Here is an 18,521-nt window from a genome sequence, read left to right on the forward strand (position 1 = left end):
CCCCCCTTGTCTTTACCCCGCCCCTCCACCTTCTTCTGCGCCTTCCTGACCCTGCTCAACGACCGGCTGGGGGAAAGCATCGTCTTTCCGCTGCTGCCCTTTTTGCTGGCGGGCTTCACCAGCGATGGCCGGGTGCTGGGGCTACTGGCGGGTAGTTACGCGGTGGCTCAGTTCGCCTTCACGCCCCTGATCGGTGCCCTCAGCGACCACTACGGCCGCAAACCGGTGATCAGCGTCTGCGTGGCAGGCTCGGTGCTGGGCCTGGCCCTGTTTGCTCTCACCATCAGCTTGCCCTGGGCCAACCTTTGGCCCGCCGCCCAGGCCGCCGGGTTGCCCCTGGCCCTGCTGTTCGGGGCTCGGTTGATCGATGGGGTGAGCGGCGGCACCGCCGCCACAGCCAGCGCCGTGCTGGCCGACATCTCGCCGCCAGAAAAACGGGCTAAGGCCTTCGGCTTGATCGGGGTGGCCTTTGGCCTGGGCTTCATTCTTGGCCCCGCCCTAGGCGGGCTGCTTGGCCAGATCAACGTCACCCTGCCGCTGCTGGTTGCCGTAGCCATCGCCGTGCTCAACCTGGTGCTGGTACTCACCGTGCTGCCAGAAACCCACCCGCCAGAAGCACGCCGGGCCATGCCGCGCAAACGGGATCTCAACCCATTTGCCGCCCTGCAACGGGTGTTCACCAACCCCCAGGTGCGGCGGCTTTGCGTGGCATTTTTTCTGTTTTTCCTGGCCTTCAACGGCTTCACCGCCGTGCTGGTGCTCTATTTCAAGCAGGCCTTCAACTGGGGGCCCGGCCTCGCGGCCTCAGCTTTCCTGGTGGTGGGCGTGGTGGCCACGGTGGTGCAGGGCGGCCTAATCGGCCCGCTGGTGAAACGCTTCGGCGAATGGCGCCTCACCCTCGCTGGGTTGGGCTTCGTGATCGCCGGCTGCCTGCTGATTCCCCTGGCCACCCGGGCCAACGCCCAACCAGTGGTATTCAGCGCTGTGGCGATCCTGGCCCTCGGCACCGGCCTGGTCACCCCCTGCCTGCGCAGCCTGGTCTCCCGCCGCCTCGACAGCGAAGGTCAGGGCGCCGCCCTGGGCAGCCTGCAGGGGCTACAAAGCCTGGGCAGTTTTCTAGGCCCCCCGCTGGCGGGCCTGGCCTACGAGACCACCGGGCGCCAGAGCCCCTTCTGGCTTGGCATCGCCTTGCTTGTGGGCGTGGCCCTGCTGGTGGCCGGTGGCCTACCTGGCCGAAATTCAGCGATGACAGCAGGACTACACGGATCGGACAGTTGAGATTGCTACGTTGCCGCTAATCACAGTCAGGATGCGGCATGGCGGAATCAACGGCTGAAACCCAGCTAGCTCCCGAGCTGTATTTAAACCGTGAACTTAGCTGGCTGGAATTCAACTACCGGGTGCTGGCACAAGCCCTAGACGAGCACACACCGCTACTTGAGCAGGCGAAGTTCAGCGCCATCTTCAGCAACAACCTCGATGAGTTCTTCATGGTGAGGGTGGCCTCGCTGAAGTCCCAGATCGATGCCGGGGTGAGCAGTCTTAGCGATGACGGACTCACCGCCCAGCAACAGCTTCAGGCGATCCGCACCAAGCTGCGCCCCCTGCTGGAAATGCAGCAGCAGCACTACCGCCACTCCCTTAAGAGCCATCTCTGCGACTACGGCGTTCACCTCACCGACTACGCCAACCTCAACGCAGCCCAACGGGATTGGCTGAACGCCTACTTCCAGAGCGCCATTTTCCCGGTTCTCACCCCCCTGGCGGTGGATCCCTCCCACCCCTTTCCCTTCATCAGCAACCTGAGCCTCAACGTGGCCGCCCTGGTGCGTGACCCCGATACGGGTCAACAGGAATTCGCCCGGGTGAAGGTGCCGCAGAAAAACCTGCCCCGCTTCGTCCAGATCCCCCCCCATCTGAGCGGCAAGCAACCCGAAGCCGTGTACACGGCCGTGCCTCTGGAGCAGGTGGTGGCCTTCAACCTCGGCCTGCTGTTCCCAGGCATGCACGTGGAGGGTCACTACTTCTTCCGCGTCACCCGTGACGCCGACCTGGAATTGCGCGACCTAGAGGCCGACGATCTGATGGAGGCCCTTGAGGAGGGCCTACGCAAACGCCGCCGCGGCGGTGAGGTGGTGCGGCTGGAGGTGGCCGATGAGATGCCGGAAGCGGTGGTGCAGCTGCTGATGGAGGGCACCGCCGTCGAGGCGGAAGACGTCTACCGGGTCAACGGACCCCTGGGTCTCGACGATCTGATGAGCCTGCTGGCCATTCCCTTGCCCCAGTTAAAGGAGAAGCCCCACAAGGGCCGCACCACACCAGCCCTGGCCCGCACCCAGAAGAGCCAGCTGGAAGACGGCTCGATCAAGGCGGAGGAATTTGAAAGCATCTTCTCGGTGATCCGCCGGGGAGATGTGCTGCTGCATCACCCCTACGACCTGTTTTCCACATCGGTAGAGGAATTCCTCAACCAGGCCGCCGATGACCCCTCGGTATTGGCCATCAAGATGACCCTCTACCGCACCTCTAAGAATTCAGCTGTGGTTGCGGCACTGATCCGGGCCGCTGAAAACGGCAAGCAGGTGATGGCCCTTGTTGAATTAAAAGCCCGCTTCGATGAAGACAACAACATCCAATGGGCCAAGCAGTTGGAGGCATCTGGGGTGCACGTCGTCTACGGCGTGCTGGGCCTGAAGACCCACACGAAAATCCTGCTGGTAGTTCGCAAGGAGAAGGAGCGCCTCAACAGCTACGTACATATAGGTACGGGCAACTACAACTCCAAAACATCCAGCCTCTACACCGATATCGGCCTACTCACAGCCAGGCCGGAATTCGGTGCCGACTTAGTGGAGTTGTTCAACTACCTAACCGGTTTCTCAAAACAGCAAAGCTTCCGCCGCTTACTGGTAGCTCCAGTGACGCTGCGCAGCCGCATGGAAGGCTTGATCCGCCGCGAAATCGAGCATGCCCAGGCCGGCAGGGGCGGCCATATCCGGGCAAAGATGAATTCCCTAGTGGATCCATCGATCATCGCCCTGCTGTACGAGGCCTCTCAGGCTGGCGTCATGATCGAGCTGGTGGTGCGTGGCATGTGCAGCCTGCGGCCCCAACTGGAGGGCATCAGCGACAACATCCAAGTTGTGAGTGTGATCGGTCGCTTCCTCGAACACTCGCGGCTGTTTTGGTTTGGTAATGGCGGCGAACCCGAACTTTTCTTCGGCAGCGCCGACTGGATGTCTCGCAACCTAGACAGACGAGTTGAAGCGGTAGCCCCAATAGAAGATCCAAAACTGCGCCATCAGCTTGAGCAGGTCATCGATCTCTACCTGAATGACACCGGTGCCTGGCACATGGACAATCAAGGAAAGTTCAGTCAACGACAGCTCGAAGGCGAACAACATCTGGTTCAGCGGGAGATGATGCGTCGCTGGCGAGGCGGTTTGGTGGCTTGATCTGCAGCATTCCATACAGGAAATCTTCCAAATCAAGCAGACACAACCAACGCAACAGTGCTACATTTCGGCCAAATTCAATACGGAGGCTTGGGTGTGGGGACGCCTTTGCAATCCGCTTCAGACGCTGTTGACAGCAGCGTCTCGAAGCAGTCGCCATCATTGATGGCGCCAAATGCTGCAGCTAGCAAATCTGCCTCGGCAAAGGTACGCGCCGCCACAGGCCCCAAAGCCGGGGGCCGGCTTAGTGCCGATTCAATCGGCTGGTATCTAGGCACCATTGGCCGGGTGCCCCTGCTCACGGCCGCCGAAGAAATTGAGCTGGCCCACCACGTGCAGGCTGGCAAACGCTTGCTGGAGCTGCCTGCAGGGGAACACACCCCCAAGCACAAGCGCCAGCTGCGCATGGCCCAGCGGGCACGTGATCGCATGATGGCCGCCAACCTGCGCCTGGTAGTGAGCGTCGCCAAAAAGTATCAAAACCAGGGGCTTGAGCTGCTGGATTTGGTGCAAGAAGGGGCGATCGGCCTAGAGCGAGCCGTTGACAAGTTCGACCCAGCAATGGGCTACAAATTTTCGACCTACGCCTATTGGTGGATCCGTCAGGGGATGACCCGGGCCATCGACAACAGCGCCCGCACGATTCGTCTGCCGATTCACATCAGCGAAAAGCTGTCGAAGATGCGGCGGATCAGCCGGGAGCTTTCCCATCGCCTCGGCCGCCAGCCGAATCGCCTCGAGCTTGCCCATGCCATGGACATAGCCCCGCGGGACCTCGAAGAGCTGATGGCCCAAAGCGCTCCCTGCGCCTCCCTCGATGCCCACGCCCGCGGCGAAGAAGATCGCAGCACCCTGGGCGAACTGATCGCCGATCCGGCCAGCAACGAGCACCTGGACTCGATGGACCGGCACATCCAAAAGGAGCACCTGGGCACCTGGCTCTCCCAGCTAAACGACCGGGAACAGCAAATCCTCAAGCTGCGCTTCGGCCTGGAAGGGGCCGAACCTCTCACCCTCGCGGAGATTGGCCGACTGATCAATGTGTCTCGGGAGCGGGTGCGGCAGCTGGAGGCAAAAGCGATCATGAAGCTGCGCCTGATGAGCGACTACCAGCAGGCCGCTTGAGCCCATGGCCGCTGGATGGTCGCAGCAGCTGCTGGGAGTGGCGGCCGTTGCTGGCTGGCTAGCCCTGTTGGCGCTAGCGGCGCTGCAGGTGCGGCGGCGCTGGAATGGTCAACGGGAATGGAGTCGCAAGTTGGTTCACATCGGCACCGGCGCCGTGGTGCCGATCGCCTGGGCCAGCGGCATCGATCGCCTGATCGCCATCCCCGCCGCCGGCATGGTCACGCTGCTGGCGGCAATGAACCATCGCTTCCGCCTACTGCCAGCCATCGAAGATGTGGGTAGGGCCAGCTACGGCACCATCGCCTATGGGGCCTCAATCACCCTGCTGCTGCTGCAGTTTTGGCCGCAGCAACCCGCTGCCGTAGCCGCTGGCGTGCTGGTGATGGCCGTGGGTGATGGCCTCGCCGGACTGCTGGGTCCCCTGGTGAGCTCCCCTTGCTGGCTGGTGTGGGGCCAGCGCAAATCCGTCGTTGGTACCGGCGCCATGGCCGCTGGCAGCCTGGCCATGCTGCTGCTGGTTCGCCAGCTGGCGATCGCGGCTGGCCTGCCCCACCCGGAGCTGCCCGCCCTGCTGGCCATTAGCACCACTGCAGTGGTGCTGGAGCAGGTGGCGGTGGGGGGCCTCGACAACTTCACCGTGCCGCTGGCGGCCGGCTGGCTCTGGCAACGGCTCAGCTAGCGCACTGGCTTAGCTAGCGCACCGCCTCAGCCAGAGTTTCGAGCACCTCCGCGGTGGTGGCCAGATCGATGCAGGCATCGGTGATGCTCTGGCCGTAGGTGAGCTGGCTTAGGTCTGACGGAATCTTCTGGCTACCAGCCACAAGATGGCTCTCCAGCATCACGCCCATCACGTGGCCAGAGCCGGCGCGCAGTTGTGCGGCCACCTGGGCTGCCACCTCGCCCTGGCGGCGATAGTCCTTGTTGGAGTTGCCATGGCTGCAATCCACCATCACCCGAGGGGGCAGACCGGCTTTAGCCAGCTCAGCAGCGGCTTCCTGCACCGCCTCTGGGTGGTAGTTAGTGCCACGCTTGCCGCCCCGCAAGACCAGATGGCCATCGGGATTGCCCGTGGTGGTCACAATGGCGGCGTGACCGTCGTGGTTGATGCCCAGGAAATGGTGGGTCTTTGCCGCCGCTTCCATGGCATTGATGGCGGTAATGGCACTGCCGTCGGTGCCATTTTTAAAGCCGATCGGCATCGACAAACCCGAAGCCATCTCCCGGTGGGTCTGGCTTTCGGTGGTGCGGGCGCCGATGGCCGTCCAGCTGATCAGATCGGCGATGTATTGGGGCACCACCGGATCGAGCAGCTCGGTAGCCGCCGGCAGGCCCATCTCGGCTAAATGCAGCAAAAGGCCGCGAGCCACCCGCAGTCCCGTATTGATGTCGTAGCTGCCATCGAGGTGGGGGTCATTGATCAGGCCCTTCCAGCCCACCGTGGTGCGGGGCTTCTCGAAATAAACCCGCATCACGATCTCGAGCGCGTCCTTGTAGCGCTCATGGGCCTGGGCGATTGCCGCGGCGTATTCGTGGGCCGCGGCCACATCGTGCACCGAGCAGGGCCCCACGATCACCAGCAGGCGGGAATCGCGGCCATGCAGGATCGCCTTAATACGTTCTCTGGCTTGCTGGACCGTTGCCGTTGAACGATCGCTGATCGGCAGTTCGCGGTGCAAGAGCGCCGGAGGCACCAGCGGCCGGGTTTCCACCACATGCAAATCGGAGGTGGTGGTGGTCATGGGCCTGAGGCCGTCAGAACGGCGCCGCGGAGTCGCCTTCCACCCTAGTCAGCAGCGATTGCGACCACCAAGGGGCCGGCTGCCAAGAACAATGGGGTGTAGATCGACGCGACCGGGCATGTCTGCAGCCACCTTCCTCCCCAGCTACCGCGCCGCTGCGGCCGAGCGCGAAGCCCTGGGGGTGCCGGCCCTGCCCCTGAGCGCCACACAAGCCAGTGCACTCACGGAGCTGCTGAGCGCACCGCCCGCCGGCGAGGAAGACTTCCTGCTGCACCTGCTTAGTGAGCGCATCCCGCCGGGAGTGGACGAGGCGGCCTACGTGAAGGCCGACTGGCTCGCGGCTGTGGCCCAGGGCACGGCTACTAGCCCCCTGGTGAACCCAGTGGCGGCAGTGAAGCTGCTGGCCACAATGATCGGCGGCTACAACGTCAGCGCCTTAATCGAGCTGCTCAGCAACTCCGATCCAGCCATCGCCAGCGCCGCCGCCGAAGGGCTGAGCACCACGCTGCTCGTCTACGACGCCTACAACGAGGTGCTGGAGCTGGCCTCCAGCAACGCCTACGGCCAGCAGGTGATCGACAGCTGGACCGCCGCCGAGTGGTTCACCGCCAAAGCCGAGCTGCCCGCCGAGATCACCGTGACCGTGTTCAAGGTGGAGGGTGAAACCAACACCGACGATCTCTCCCCCGCCACCCACGCCACCACCCGTCCCGACATCCCCCTGCACGCCATGGCGATGCTGGAAACCCGCATGCCTGGCGGCCTGGAGCTGATCACCCAGCTCAAAACCAAAGGTCACCCGGTGGCCTACGTAGGTGATGTGGTGGGCACCGGCAGCTCGCGCAAATCCGCGATCAACTCCGTTCTCTGGCACACCGGCAGCGACATCCCCCACGTGCCCAACAAACGCGGCGGCGGGGTAATCCTGGGCGGCAAGATCGCACCAATCTTCTTCAACACCGCCGAGGATTCCGGCGCCCTGCCGATCGAGTGCGACGTGTCCGCGCTCAATTCCGGCGATGTGATCACGATCCGCCCCTACGCCGGCACGATCGAGCGGGCCAGCGGCGAAGCGAATGCCGGCGAGATCGTGGCTCGCTTCGAGCTCAAGCCCAGCACGATCACCGATGAGGTGCGCGCCGGCGGCCGCATCCCCCTGTTGATTGGCCGCTCGCTCACCGATAAGTTGCGCGCCCAGCTGGGGCTACCCGCCAGCGAGCTGTTCATCCGCCCGGTGGCCCCGGCCGACACCGGCAAGGGCTACACCCTGGCCCAGAAGATGGTGGGCAAGGCCTGCGGCCTGGCGGGCGTGCGCCCCGGCAGCAGCTGCGAGCCGCTGATGACCACCGTGGGCTCCCAGGACACCACCGGGCCCATGACCCGCGATGAGATGAAGGAGCTGGCCTGCCTGGGCTTCAGCGCCGATCTGGTGATGCAGAGCTTCTGCCACACCGCCGCCTATCCCAAGCCAGTGGATCTCAAAACCCACGCCGAGCTGCCGGATTTCATGGCGTCGCGCGGCGGTGTGGCCCTGCGCCCCGGCGACGGCATCATCCACAGCTGGCTCAACCGCATGCTCCTGCCCGACACCGTGGGCACCGGCGGCGACAGCCACACCCGCTTCCCCCTGGGCATCAGCTTCCCGGCCGGCTCGGGCCTGGTGGCCTTCGCCGCGGCGATCGGCGCCATGCCGCTCGACATGCCCGAATCGGTATTGGTGAAGTTCTCCGGCTCCCTGCAGCCGGGCGTCACCCTGCGCGATGTGGTGAACGCCATCCCCTACGTGGCGATCCAGCAGGGCCTGCTCACGGTGGCCAAAGAGGGCAAAAAAAACGTATTCAACGGCCGAATCATGGAGATTGAAGGGCTGCCCGATCTCAAGCTTGAGCAGGCCTTTGAACTCACAGACGCCACCGCGGAGCGCTCTTGTGCCGGCAGCACAATCAAGCTCAGCGCCGAAACGGTGAGCGAATACCTAAACAGCAACGTGGCACTGCTGAAAAACATGATCGCCCGCGGCTACGGCGATGCCCGCACCCTGGCCCGCCGCATCAAGGCCATGGAGGCCTGGCTGGCCAACCCGGAACTGCTAGAGGCCGATGCCGATGCGGAGTACGCCGCCGTGATCGAGATCGATCTCGATCAGATCACAGAGCCGATCCTGGCCTGCCCCAACGACCCCGACAACGTCAAAACCCTCTCCGAAGTAGCCGGCGCACCTATCGATGAGGTGTTCATCGGCAGCTGCATGACCAACATCGGCCACTACCGCGCCGCGGCCAACGTGCTCGAAGGCCAAGGCGAAAACGCCGCCCGCCTCTGGGTGTGCCCCCCCACCCGCATGGACGAGGAGACGCTGAAGCAGGAGGGCTACTACGCCACCTTCGAAGCGGCCGGCTCCCGCATGGAGATGCCGGGCTGCTCGTTGTGCATGGGCAACCAGGCCCGCGTCGAAGACAACACCACGGTGTTTTCCACCAGCACCCGCAACTTCAACAACCGCCTCGGCAACGGCGCCCAGGTGTACCTGGGCAGCGCCGAACTAGCGGCGGTATGCGCCCAGCTGGGCCGCATCCCCTCCAGAAACGAATACCTGAAAGTCGCCGCCGAAAAAATCGACCCCTACGGCGCCGAGCTCTACCGCTACCTCAACTTCGACCAGATCGAAGGCTTTGAAGACAGCGGCCGCGTGCTTAGCGCCGAGGACGAGGCGAAGGTGCTGGAAGGGGTATGAGGGAATAGGGCTGCGCCCACTGCACAACCTGGCGCAGTTTGGTATCAATCCTTACAACAAATCGAAGAAATCAGCTGGCCTAACTGACGTCCCTAGGGTCCAGAGGTTGGCTGAACAGCATCTCCATGCGTCGCATTTCTCTGCTCGCCGGCGGCATCGCCCTAGCCCTCGCGGGTGGCCTAAGCCTCACCGGCTGTGACCAGGTCACCCAGAACGCCAAGGACGCCGCCACCTCCGCTGCCACGGGTGCCGCCCAGACGGCCCTAGGGCCGGCCGTGACCCCGGTGCTCGACCTGCTCAAGCAGGGCCAAAGCAAGGTGGCCTCCGGCGATCTAGCCGGTGCCGCAGCCTCCATGGGCGGCTTCCAGGCCATCTGGGAGAAGGCCGCACCAGTGGTCAAGCCCCTGGCCGGGGATAAGTGGACCTCCATCGAAAGCGCTGCCCAAGGCTTAAGCGGCACCTTCAGCAAGGGCACTCCATCAGCTGCCGATGCCAACACCGCAATCAGTGGCCTGCTTGGCCCCCTTTCCGCCCTGGCCGGTAAGTAAGTCATGCCTGCCGTGGTGAGACGCTGGATGCCTACAGCCGTCGTCTCATCTGAACCAGGAAATCCTGCTGTTCGAACCCGCCCCAGCTGAGGCCGGTGCCCTGCGTGCCGTGCTGGCCTTTCCCAGCACTTACACGGTGGGCATAACCAGCCTGGGTTACCAGGTGGTGTGGGCCACCCTGGCCCAACGGGCCGATGTGGATGTACGCCGCCTATTCACCGACCAGGGCGATCCAGCGCACCGCCACTGCGACCTGTTTGGCCTGTCGCTGAGCTGGGAGCTGGATGGGCCGGTGCTGCTGGATCTGCTGGAGCAGCAGCGCATCCCGATCTGGGCGGCCGAGCGCGGCGAAGACGATCCGATCGTTTTCGGCGGTGGGCCGGTGCTCACCGCCAACCCCGAGCCGCTGGCACCATTTTTTGATGTGGTTTTGCTGGGCGATGGCGAGCTGTTGCTGCCCGCCTTCATCGATGCCCTGCAGGCAGGCCGCGGTGCACCCCGGGCCGAACGGCTCAGGCAGCTGGCGGCCGTACCCGGCGTGTACGTGCCCAGCCTCTATGCCCCCCGATACAGCCCCGAGGGCGATCTGCTCGCGGTGGAGCCAACAGAAGCGGGTATCCCGGCCACGGTGGCCAAGCAGACCTGGCGCGGCAACACCTTGAGCCACTCGGCTGTGATCACCCCGGAGGCGGCCTGGCCCTCGATCCACATGGTGGAGGTGGCGCGCAGCTGTCCGGAGCTGTGCCGCTTCTGTCTGGCCAGCTACCTCACCCTGCCGTTTCGCACCCCCAGCCTGGAAGACGGCCTGATCCCAGCGGTAGAGAAGGGTTTGGTCGCCACCCAACGCCTGGGATTGCTGGGGGCCTCAGTAACCCAGCACCCCCAATTCGCCGACCTGCTGGCCTGGCTCGACCAGGACCGCTTTGAAGGCACGCGGGTGAGCGTCAGCTCGGTGCGGGCCGCCACCGTGACCGCCGAGCTGGGCCGAATTCTGGCCAAACGGGGCAGCAAATCGCTCACGATCGCCATCGAGAGCGGCAGCGAGCGCATGCGCCAGGTGGTGAACAAGAAACTCGCCACCGAAGAGATTTACGCAGCCGCCCGCTACGCCAAGGAAGGCGGGCTCACGGGCCTGAAGCTCTACGGAATGGTGGGCCTGCCTACGGAAGAAGAAACCGATGTGGAAGCCACCGCCGAGCTGCTGCTAGCTCTGAAAAAAGCCACTCCCGGCCTGAGGCTCACCCTGGGAGTGAGCAGCTTCGTGCCCAAGGCCCACACCCCGTTCCAGTGGCAGGGGGTGCGGCCCGAAGCCGACAAGCGACTCAAGCTGCTGGCCAAGCGGCTCAAGCCCAAGGGCATCGAGCTGCGCCCCGAAAGCTATGGCTGGAGCGTGATCCAGGCGCTGCTGTCGCGCAGCGACCGGCGCCTAGCACCGGTGATCGCCGCCGCCCGCGGCAAACACGAGAGCCTGGGGGGCTGGAAGCAGGCATATCGGGCGGTGCGGGAGCAAACCTCAGGCCCCGAGAGCCCACCAGCCTGGGAGGAAGTGATCCACACCACCTGGCACCCGGAACGGGTCCTGCCCTGGGCGCACCTCCGCGGCCCGCTTGAGCCGGCTGTGCTGCTGCGACACCGGCAGGAAGCGCTCGCACCTCGCCCCTAAGCCAGGGCCAGGTGACGTTAATAGCCCAGCAGACGTGGCAACGGTCGTCATGCCCTAGGAGTTTGCAGAAAAACCGCCTAGACGCCCGTGCTTTTCCCGCTCGAGAGCTCATCTGGCTCCGATCGGGGTGGTTTTCGTCGTTTCAGGGGCTGAGGGCGGCCGATTTCATGCCTTTTGGCCGGTGAGGATCCCGGATCGCGGCCGCTTGGCCACGCCTCTGGGCAACCCACTGCTTGATCCAGCAGTCGCTGAGGCGGAACTGAGGGGCGAGCTTCTGTCGCGTAGAGATAACAGAAGGTGGGATTGAGTCGATCGAGAGCCTGATCCGCCCGCCAGTTTCCGGATCCACCGCAGCGGATGACTGACCGGGAGCCGCTGCGCTCCCGGTGAGCTCGCATCAAGGCTGGGCAGTTGTCCTATTTCGCGCAGGCTTGGTTTTTCACCAAACTCTTAAAAAAACCGCTCGCCTGCGCCAGGACCGTGGTTCTGGCCGGTCCTCCCCGGGGACCCCGGAAAGGGTTGCCGCCTGTGGGTGTGTTCTTGTAAGCTTGGTCTAAGAGTAGCCAATGGGCTTGACAAGTTCGGGCCATAGGCGCTAAGAATAATCAATTTTTTAAAGGTTATGAAGTCTCTGTCAATGGCACTTTTGCTGGCTCCGGTGGCCCTGATCCCGCTAGCAAGTACCCCTGCCTCTGCCCTCTCGATCGTTTCGTACACCAGCCAAGCGAGCTACGAAGCGGCACTGATCCCGGGCAGTTTCTCAACTGATAATTTCAACGATTTAACTGATGGATTTAAAGCTTCTCCTCCCGGCATTAATAGAACGGCGGGTAGTTACAGTTACAACATTTCTGCACCGGTTGGATTGTATGTCGACTCTCCAGATAACCCTATTAGTTTAAATAAAGCCATACAGGCCGCCCAACAAAAAACGCCTTTGTTGATTAGCTTTACCGGCGTCAGCCCTACGGCTGTTGGCGGTAGAATTTTTGTTTCAGATGATACTTTATTACCTCTCTCTGGTATCCTTAATGTGAAAATTAACGACACTTTCAGTCAGAATTATTCTACTACCGATTTGGCTTCCAATTACCTCGGTTGGACGAGTGCTGACGGGACGCGCATTACGTCAATTGCCTTTACTTCGACGGCTGATGCCACTTACGCAGCCGTTGATAACTTCACCCCAGGGCAAGCCGTCCCCGGGCCCCTGCCAGTGCTTGGTGCCCTCGTGGCCTTCCGCTATTCCCGCAAGCTGAGGAAGCGGCTCGCCGCCTCGACTCTGGTATCTGATTCCACCTCCGCCTAACTCTGCGGCGTTGCCGGCCGTCTCACGCCAACCATCCACCTGTGCGGCGGCCCCCGCCTCCTGCCTCGCCCTGCGCCGCCGGCTCTGGCTCACCCTGGCGGCGCTCACGGCGGTGGGCCACATCACGATGGTTAGCCTCACCCAGGAGAGTCCAACACGGGCGTTGATGTCGCTATTGATCTGGGGTGGCGCCCTGATCTGCCTGGAGGACCAGCTGCCGGAGCTGGCACCGGCCCCCAGCGCCTTCAGCCTCGGCCTCGGCAGCTTGCTGCTGGCGGTTGGGTTGCAGCGCACAGCCGCGGTGCTGCACCTCGATTCGGCCGCGGTGCTGCTGCCGATCTGGCTGGGCACCGGCCTAGCGCTGCTGTGCTGGCCGCTGCGGCGCCTTTTGCGCTGGGGGCCGTCGCTGCTGGTGTTGGCCCTGCTTCCGCTCTCTGAGCTACTCACTCGGGTGCTGCCTGAGCCGCCCCTCAGCCACCTCACCGCCCGGCTCTGCCAGGGGCTGCTGCTCCTGGGCGGCGTCGATGCGGCCGCCGCAGGCCGCCAGGTGACACTCAGCGGCGGCAGCGTGCTGATATCCGAAACCTGCGCCGGCATCGATGTGATCGCCCAGCTGCTGGTGATCGCAGTGGTGTTCGTGCTCGCCTTCCCCCTGCCGCTGCGCCGCAGCCGCTGGCTGCTGCTGGCGATCGCACCGCTGGTGGCCTTGCTCGGCAACGCGTTCCGGATTGCCCTGCTGGCCCTGATCAGCGCCAGCCAGTGGCCTAATAAGGACTGGTGGTTTGGGTTCTTCCACGAGGAGAGCGGCTCGCTGATGTTCTCGGGCCTCAGCGTGGCGGTTTTCGGCTGGATCTATCTGGCCGTGCTGGAGCGGCAGCTACAGGCACGCGAACAGCGCATCTGACTGCAAAGGATTTTGGAAGTAAGGATTTTAAAGGTATATTTTCATGGTATTACATGGGCAAGCTTGGGTTAACGTAGTATATCCAATTGGGATCACTCCATGAGCCTTCCGCCAGAAGCCTCAGCCAGCAGCGATCGCAGCCGCCGCGAGGGCTCATCCCGTTCGCGCTCCTCGTTGAGGCGCTCGTCTTCATCCCGGCACCAGAGGCGCAAACCCTGGCTGGGGTTCATTGCGCTGCCCAGTCGCCGCCGCCTGCTTCACGAACGGCGTCGGCTGGTAAAGGCCATCAGCGGCCTGCGGCTAACCAGTATCCGCCTGCCGAAGCTGCCCAGTAGCCGCCGCCTGCGTCATGAGCGGCGTCGGCTGGTAAAGGCCATCAGCGGCCTGCAGCCGACCAGTATCCGCCTGCCGAAGCTGCCCAGTCGCCGCCGCCTGCTTCACGAGCGGCGTCGGCTGGTAAAGGCCATCAGCGGCCTGCAGCTGACCAGTATCCGCCTGCCGAAGCTGAAACTCCAGCTGCGCCTGCGGCTGCCGGCGCTGAGAAGCCCCTTCGCCAACCAGGGCAGCGGCCTTAATCGCCGCCAGCTTCTGGCGGTGAAATGCGGGATCCTGTTCCGGGCGCTGGCCGTTGTTTATGCGATTTCGGTGCTGGCCGGCCTGATCCCACCCCAGTTCACAAACCCCGGCTGGTATCTGCGCTTCACCACCCAGCTGGTGAACAACGGCTCGATCATGCTGCTGGCGCTCCTCTGCGGCAGCCTGGGCAACTATTTCGACCCCGCTGCCAAGGGCGGTCGCAATCTGGCCAGGCCCCTGCTCTGGGCCAGCCGGCTCACCACGGCCCTGTTCGCCGCCACGGTGGTGATCCAGCTGGTGGCCGGGGGATTCTTTGTGCAGCAGGTGGTGGCCCAGAACAGCGCCCAGATGCGGGGGCTGGAACGGCAGCTGGCCGTGGTGGCCGCCGAGATCAACGACGCCAAGGAGGGCGCCCAGCTCAACGGCATCATGCAGCGGCTCGGCGGCCTCTCGATCCTGCCGGCCTCGATCACCAACCAGCCCCTGGCGGTGCGCAAGCAGTCAATGGCCAACAGCCTGGCCGTAAACCTCAAAATTGCGGAGGACCGCTTGGCCCAGCAGACCCGCCAGCGGTTCGTGAGCCTGGCGATCGACTCGCTGCGGATCGTGATCACCGCCCTGGCTATGGCGGTCGGCTGTCAGGCCTGTGCGCAGTGGAACGGCAGATACAAACCGGTGAACCCCAGCACCAACCTCGCCGCCTGAGGCCTTGGCGATTTCTCCCCGGCTACAGGTGCTGCTGCTGGGCTGTCTCACGGCAGCCGCGGCGGCGGCACTCGGGTGGATCGTGCTGGCGCCCACGCCCCTGCCAGCGGCGTTGTCTCCGCTGCCGGGCGCCCACACCATCCCCGGCTATCGCATCGTGCCTGCCGGCGGCCTGCCCGCCGCCGCCGGCCGCCGGCTGGCCCGCAGCGCCCTGCTCCGCTATCGGGTTCTGCCGCTGAGCGGCGGCCCGCCGCTGGCGCTAACGCTGGTGAACCTGCACAGCCGCAGCCACAGCAGCTTCCAGCTGGCGGCGCTCACCCGTGGGCCCGATGCCCCCGCCGGCCTGGCCCTGCGTCAGCGGCGGCTGCTGGGGCTAGGCCCGCCCATGCCAGCCAGCCTTGCCGCCGGCCGCCTCAGCGGGGGCGAGGCGGCCTGGCAGAGCTGCCTGGTGGCCTCGGCCGGCAGCAGCCGCGGCGGGGTCACCCAGAAGCAGCTCACCGAGCTGCAGCGACCCACCGCCCAGACGCCTGGCTTCCGCCCGTTCTTCAACAACCCCAGGCGTGACGCGGCTGTGGCGGAGGAACTGGCCCAGCTGGTGGGCCTTCGCGCCAACGTGCGCTGGCAGTGCCTGCTGGTGAGCGCCAGCACTGCCGCCGGCCCCGGCAGCCGGGAGCGGCTGCAGCGCTTCTGGCAGGCGGCGGCGCTGCCGCTGGCGGCCTGGGCGCGATGATCACGGTGGTGAGCGGGCTGCCGTGCGGATGCCGCCAACCGGCGTGGCTACTACGAAGCCGAGGGACGGGCGGTGAAGGTGATCCACCAGCTCCTCGAGCAAGGGGATGGCCTGGTTGGGCCGGCCGCTGCGGGAGCAAACCTCAGGCCCCGAGCGCCCACCAGCCTGGGAGGAAGTGATCCACGCAACCTGGAACAGCGAGCGGGTGCTGCCCTGGGCGCACCAAGAGGGACCGCTGCCTGCGGCGACTCTCGCCAAACACAGGCTTGATGCGTTCAGCGAAGCTGCCTGAACCTCAAGCAAACACCGCCGTCCGCCCCCGGTAAACCATCACCTGGCGCTTGAGGTGCAGGCGCACGGCCCGGGCTAGGGCCAGGCGTTCGCAGTCGCGGCCGAGGCGGATCAGGTCTGGGACCTCATCGCGGTGGCCCACGGGCACGGTGGATTGGGCAATGATCGGCCCCCCATCCAGCTGCTCGGTCACGTAGTGACCAGTGGCACCGATCAGCTTCACGCCCCGCTCCCAGGCCCGGTGATAAGGCTGGGCGCCCTGGAAAGCAGGCAGGAAAGAGTGGTGGATGTTGATCACTCGATGGAAAGCATCCGGTGGATCAAAGCTCTCCAAAAATGCCGGCGTCAGCACCTGCATGTACTTGGCCAGGATCACTAGCTCGATGCCGTGCTCGGCAAGCAGCTCCAAGTGCCGTGCTTCTGCCTCCTCCCGGTTGGCGGCTGAGATGGGCACATGGGCAAAGCGGGCCCCAAATTCCTCGGCCAGGGCGCCAAGGTCGGGATGGTTGGAGATCACCAGCGGCACCTGCATGGGCAACTCCCCCGTGCGCGTGCGCCACAGCAAATCCAGCAGGCAGTGGTCCTGCTTGCTCACGAAGATCGCCACCGGCGGGCGCACATCTGAGAAGTTCACCGTGTATTGGCCACCCAGGCGCTCCGCCAGGGCACTGGCCGTGGGACAGATCGCCTCCCGCGGCAGCCCGAAACCCTCAAGCTGCCACTCGATCCGGCTCAAAAACAAGCCGGCGCCCTGATCGCTGTGGTGGTCGGCGTGCACGATGTTGCCGCCGTTAGCCGCCACCCAGCCAGACAATTCCCGCACCAGTCCGGGTTTATCCGGGCAGATCATCTGCAGGATGGCAGTGGCGGTAGTCATGGCCATGGTCAACGTCAGTTCAGACGTAGCACCTCGGCGGCATGTAGGGCCAGGTTGCGAGGGGCAACAGACAGGCCGGAAGAGCCAGCCCGCCCCGATAAACTCACCCCCACGAAAAGGTATTGGTACCTGCTGATGGCTTCTGCGCGGATTCCTGCGGTTTTCACTGCTTTCAGCCAAAGTGCTTTCAGCCAAGCTGCTTTCACCCAACAGCTGCGCCGTTTGCTGGTGCTCTGCCTTGCCACCGTGCTCTGCCTCGGCCTGAGCGCCTGTGACGGCAGCCAGGGCAAGAAGCCGCCGACCATCAGCCCAGAGGACATGGCCCTGATCGAGCGCCAAGCGGAGGGCTTCCTGGCAGCCCGCAACCGCCTGCCCGAGTTGGCCGCCCTCGTAAATGATCGCAACTGGGTATTCACCGCCAATTTGATCCACGGCCCCATGCAGGAAGTGGGCCGGGAAATGAGCTACATCAACCAAAGGCTGCTGCCCGCCGACCGCCCCGAGGCCGAGAAGCTTGCCACCGCCCTGAAAACGGCCCTAGCCCAGCTCGATGAGGCGGCCCGCCTTCAAGACGGCGACAAGCTGCGCAAGGGTTACATCAAGGTGGCGAGCGGTTTTGGTCTCTATGCCCAGGTGTTGCCCACCCAAGTGCAGGAAGACCTCAAGCAGATCTGATTAAGCAGACCCATCCCGTCGGATCAGCCGTTAGGCGCCTTTCGATCGCTGTAATCGGCGCCGGCTTAGTGGGCCGGGCCTGCGCCTGGCTACTTCTGCAGCGTGGCCACCGAGTTTTGCTGATTGATCCTGGCCTGGACGGCCAGCGCGACCCCAGCTCAGGCAGCGAGGCGGCCCTGGGGGTGCTCATGGCCCAGGTGTTTCACCGCAACAGCGGCCGAGCCTGGCGGTTGCGTCAACGCAGCCTGGAGCTCTGGGGCCAATGGCGTCAGCAGTTGCAGGGCCAGGGCTGGGAGCTGCCCTGGCGGCCCGGCTTGCTGCTGCTGGCCAGCACGCCTGAGGAGCTGGAGCGCCAGCGCCAGTTGGTGGCAAGCCGGCGGCAGCAGGGATTTGCCTTGGAGCTCTGGGACCAGCCCCGGCTTGACGCCCTGGCACCAGCCCTGCCGATCGGAGCCCTGGGCGGGCTCTACTCTCCGGCCGACGGGCAGCTGGATCCCGGGCCCGCCCTCGCAGCCCTGCTAGCCGATGGCCTGCGGCTGGGTCTGCAGACCTGCTGCGATCGGGTTGAGCGCCTCGAGCAACGCCCCGGTGGCTGGAGCGTGCACACTCGCAGCGGCGAGCTTCTGAAGGTGGATGCTTTGGCGCTGAGCGCCGGGGTGGCCAGTGCCGCTTTGCTGGCGGACATAGGCCACCAGGTGCCCATGGAGCCGGTGTTAGGCCAGGCCCTGGAACTGGAGTTGCCACTCCCCACAAACTGGAGTAGCGCCAAAACCTGGCCTGGGGCACTCTCCTGGCCAGGGGCAGTGGTGTGGCAGGGGCTCAACCTGGTGCCCCGTGCCAGCGGCAGGCTTTGGCTTGGGGCCACCCTGGAGCCTGGCGATCAAGCCGATCCGGCCGCCCTCGCCAACCTGCAACAGCTGGGTGGTGCCGCGCCAGAGTGGCTGCAACAGGCCACCGTGGTACGCCAGTGGCAAGGCCACAGGCCCCATCCGATCGGCCGCCCTGCGCCCCTGCTCGAGCAACTGGAGCCGGGCCTGGTGCTGGCCAGCGGCCACTACCGCAATGGCGTGCTGCTGGCACCGGCGACAGCGGAATGGGTGGCCGACCAGCTGGAGCAAGGCTGACAAACCAGCCAGGCCCCTGACCCAGCAAAAAGCCCCCCTTTCGGGGGGCTAAATAAAGATCACCTA

General features: G+C 64.6%; 16 protein-coding genes and 1 pseudogene. 13 read left to right on the forward strand and 4 right to left on the reverse strand.

Annotated features, from left to right (window positions below; translation table 11 throughout):
* The first annotated feature begins 6 nt into the window (after positions 1–6).
* The 4 genes from KBY99_RS05500 to KBY99_RS05515 all read left to right on the forward strand — a co-directional run bounded on the left by KBY99_RS05500 (position 7) and on the right by KBY99_RS05515 (position 5,259).
* Positions 7–1,278, forward strand: a complete 1,272-nt coding sequence (locus KBY99_RS05500; RefSeq protein ID WP_254997849.1) for an MFS transporter — start codon at positions 7–9, stop codon at positions 1,276–1,278.
* A 38-nt stretch (positions 1,279–1,316) separates the two neighbouring features.
* Positions 1,317–3,455 carry a polyphosphate kinase 1 gene (gene ppk1, locus KBY99_RS05505; RefSeq protein ID WP_254997851.1) on the forward strand — a complete coding sequence of 713 codons (2,139 nt, stop codon included), beginning with the start codon at positions 1,317–1,319 and terminating at the stop codon, positions 3,453–3,455.
* A 96-nt stretch (positions 3,456–3,551) separates the two neighbouring features.
* Complete coding sequence (locus KBY99_RS05510) at positions 3,552–4,580, forward strand: sigma-70 family RNA polymerase sigma factor (RefSeq protein ID WP_254997852.1); 1,029 nt, start codon at positions 3,552–3,554, stop codon at positions 4,578–4,580.
* 4 nt (positions 4,581–4,584) lie between these two features.
* Positions 4,585–5,259: a diacylglycerol/polyprenol kinase family protein gene (locus tag KBY99_RS05515; RefSeq protein WP_254997854.1), complete on the forward strand. Its 675-nt coding sequence runs from the start codon at positions 4,585–4,587 to the stop codon at positions 5,257–5,259.
* Between the two features lie 13 nt (positions 5,260–5,272).
* On the opposite strand, the gene KBY99_RS05520 is transcribed toward KBY99_RS05515, so the two are convergent.
* Positions 5,273–6,319, reverse strand: coding sequence for a 3-deoxy-7-phosphoheptulonate synthase (locus KBY99_RS05520; protein WP_254997855.1), 1,047 nt, complete (start codon positions 6,317–6,319; stop codon positions 5,273–5,275).
* Between the two features lie 118 nt (positions 6,320–6,437).
* Here KBY99_RS05520 and acnB point away from each other — a divergent pair, with 118 nt between their 5' ends.
* The 3 genes from acnB (at position 6,438) to KBY99_RS05535 (ending at position 11,264) form a co-directional block, all read left to right on the forward strand.
* Positions 6,438–9,053 (forward strand): bifunctional aconitate hydratase 2/2-methylisocitrate dehydratase, encoded by a 2,616-nt coding sequence (gene acnB / locus KBY99_RS05525; protein ID WP_254997856.1) that lies wholly within the window; start codon positions 6,438–6,440, stop codon positions 9,051–9,053.
* 125 nt (positions 9,054–9,178) lie between these two features.
* Positions 9,179–9,601 (forward strand): hypothetical protein, encoded by a 423-nt coding sequence (locus tag KBY99_RS05530; protein WP_254997857.1) that lies wholly within the window; start codon positions 9,179–9,181, stop codon positions 9,599–9,601.
* 109 nt (positions 9,602–9,710) lie between these two features.
* Positions 9,711–11,264, forward strand: coding sequence for a B12-binding domain-containing radical SAM protein (locus KBY99_RS05535; protein WP_254997859.1), 1,554 nt, complete (start codon positions 9,711–9,713; stop codon positions 11,262–11,264).
* A gap of 239 nt (positions 11,265–11,503) precedes the next feature.
* Here KBY99_RS05535 and KBY99_RS05540 read toward each other — a convergent pair.
* Positions 11,504–11,693: pseudogene (locus KBY99_RS05540) on the reverse strand (hypothetical protein); the annotation flags it as partial.
* 208 nt (positions 11,694–11,901) lie between these two features.
* Between KBY99_RS05540 and KBY99_RS05545 the strand changes: the two are divergent.
* The 4 genes from KBY99_RS05545 to KBY99_RS05560 all read left to right on the forward strand — a co-directional run bounded on the left by KBY99_RS05545 (position 11,902) and on the right by KBY99_RS05560 (position 15,488).
* Positions 11,902–12,573, forward strand: a complete 672-nt coding sequence (locus KBY99_RS05545) for a hypothetical protein (RefSeq protein WP_254997860.1) — start codon at positions 11,902–11,904, stop codon at positions 12,571–12,573.
* Between the two features lie 10 nt (positions 12,574–12,583).
* On the forward strand, positions 12,584–13,477 hold the full coding sequence (locus KBY99_RS05550) for an archaeosortase/exosortase family protein (protein WP_254997861.1): 894 nt from the start codon (positions 12,584–12,586) through the stop codon (positions 13,475–13,477).
* A 99-nt stretch (positions 13,478–13,576) separates the two neighbouring features.
* Positions 13,577–14,758 carry a hypothetical protein gene (locus KBY99_RS05555; RefSeq protein ID WP_254997862.1) on the forward strand — a complete coding sequence of 394 codons (1,182 nt, stop codon included), beginning with the start codon at positions 13,577–13,579 and terminating at the stop codon, positions 14,756–14,758.
* A gap of 4 nt (positions 14,759–14,762) precedes the next feature.
* Positions 14,763–15,488 carry a hypothetical protein gene (locus KBY99_RS05560; protein ID WP_254997864.1) on the forward strand — a complete coding sequence of 242 codons (726 nt, stop codon included), beginning with the start codon at positions 14,763–14,765 and terminating at the stop codon, positions 15,486–15,488.
* Here the strand turns inward: KBY99_RS05560 and KBY99_RS05565 are convergent, their stop codons facing one another.
* Complete coding sequence (locus tag KBY99_RS05565) at positions 15,489–15,746, reverse strand: hypothetical protein (RefSeq protein WP_254997865.1); 258 nt, start codon at positions 15,744–15,746, stop codon at positions 15,489–15,491.
* 37 nt (positions 15,747–15,783) lie between these two features.
* Entirely contained in the window at positions 15,784–16,656 is an 873-nt protein-coding gene (gene purU / locus KBY99_RS05570; protein ID WP_254961891.1) for a formyltetrahydrofolate deformylase, read from the reverse strand.
* 135 nt (positions 16,657–16,791) lie between these two features.
* On the opposite strand from purU, the gene psbQ reads away from it, so the two are divergent.
* Together psbQ and KBY99_RS05580 are read left to right on the forward strand one after the other, a co-directional pair.
* On the forward strand, positions 16,792–17,331 hold the full coding sequence (gene psbQ / locus KBY99_RS05575) for a photosystem II protein PsbQ (protein WP_254997867.1): 540 nt from the start codon (positions 16,792–16,794) through the stop codon (positions 17,329–17,331).
* 53 nt (positions 17,332–17,384) lie between these two features.
* Entirely contained in the window at positions 17,385–18,455 is a 1,071-nt protein-coding gene (locus KBY99_RS05580; protein ID WP_254997897.1) for an NAD(P)/FAD-dependent oxidoreductase, read from the forward strand.
* The last annotated feature ends 66 nt before the right edge of the window (positions 18,456–18,521 follow it).

Source organism: Cyanobium sp. Maggiore-St4-Cus, assembly GCF_024345615.1.
Taxonomy (GTDB): domain Bacteria; phylum Cyanobacteriota; class Cyanobacteriia; order PCC-6307; family Cyanobiaceae; genus Cyanobium_A; species Cyanobium_A usitatum.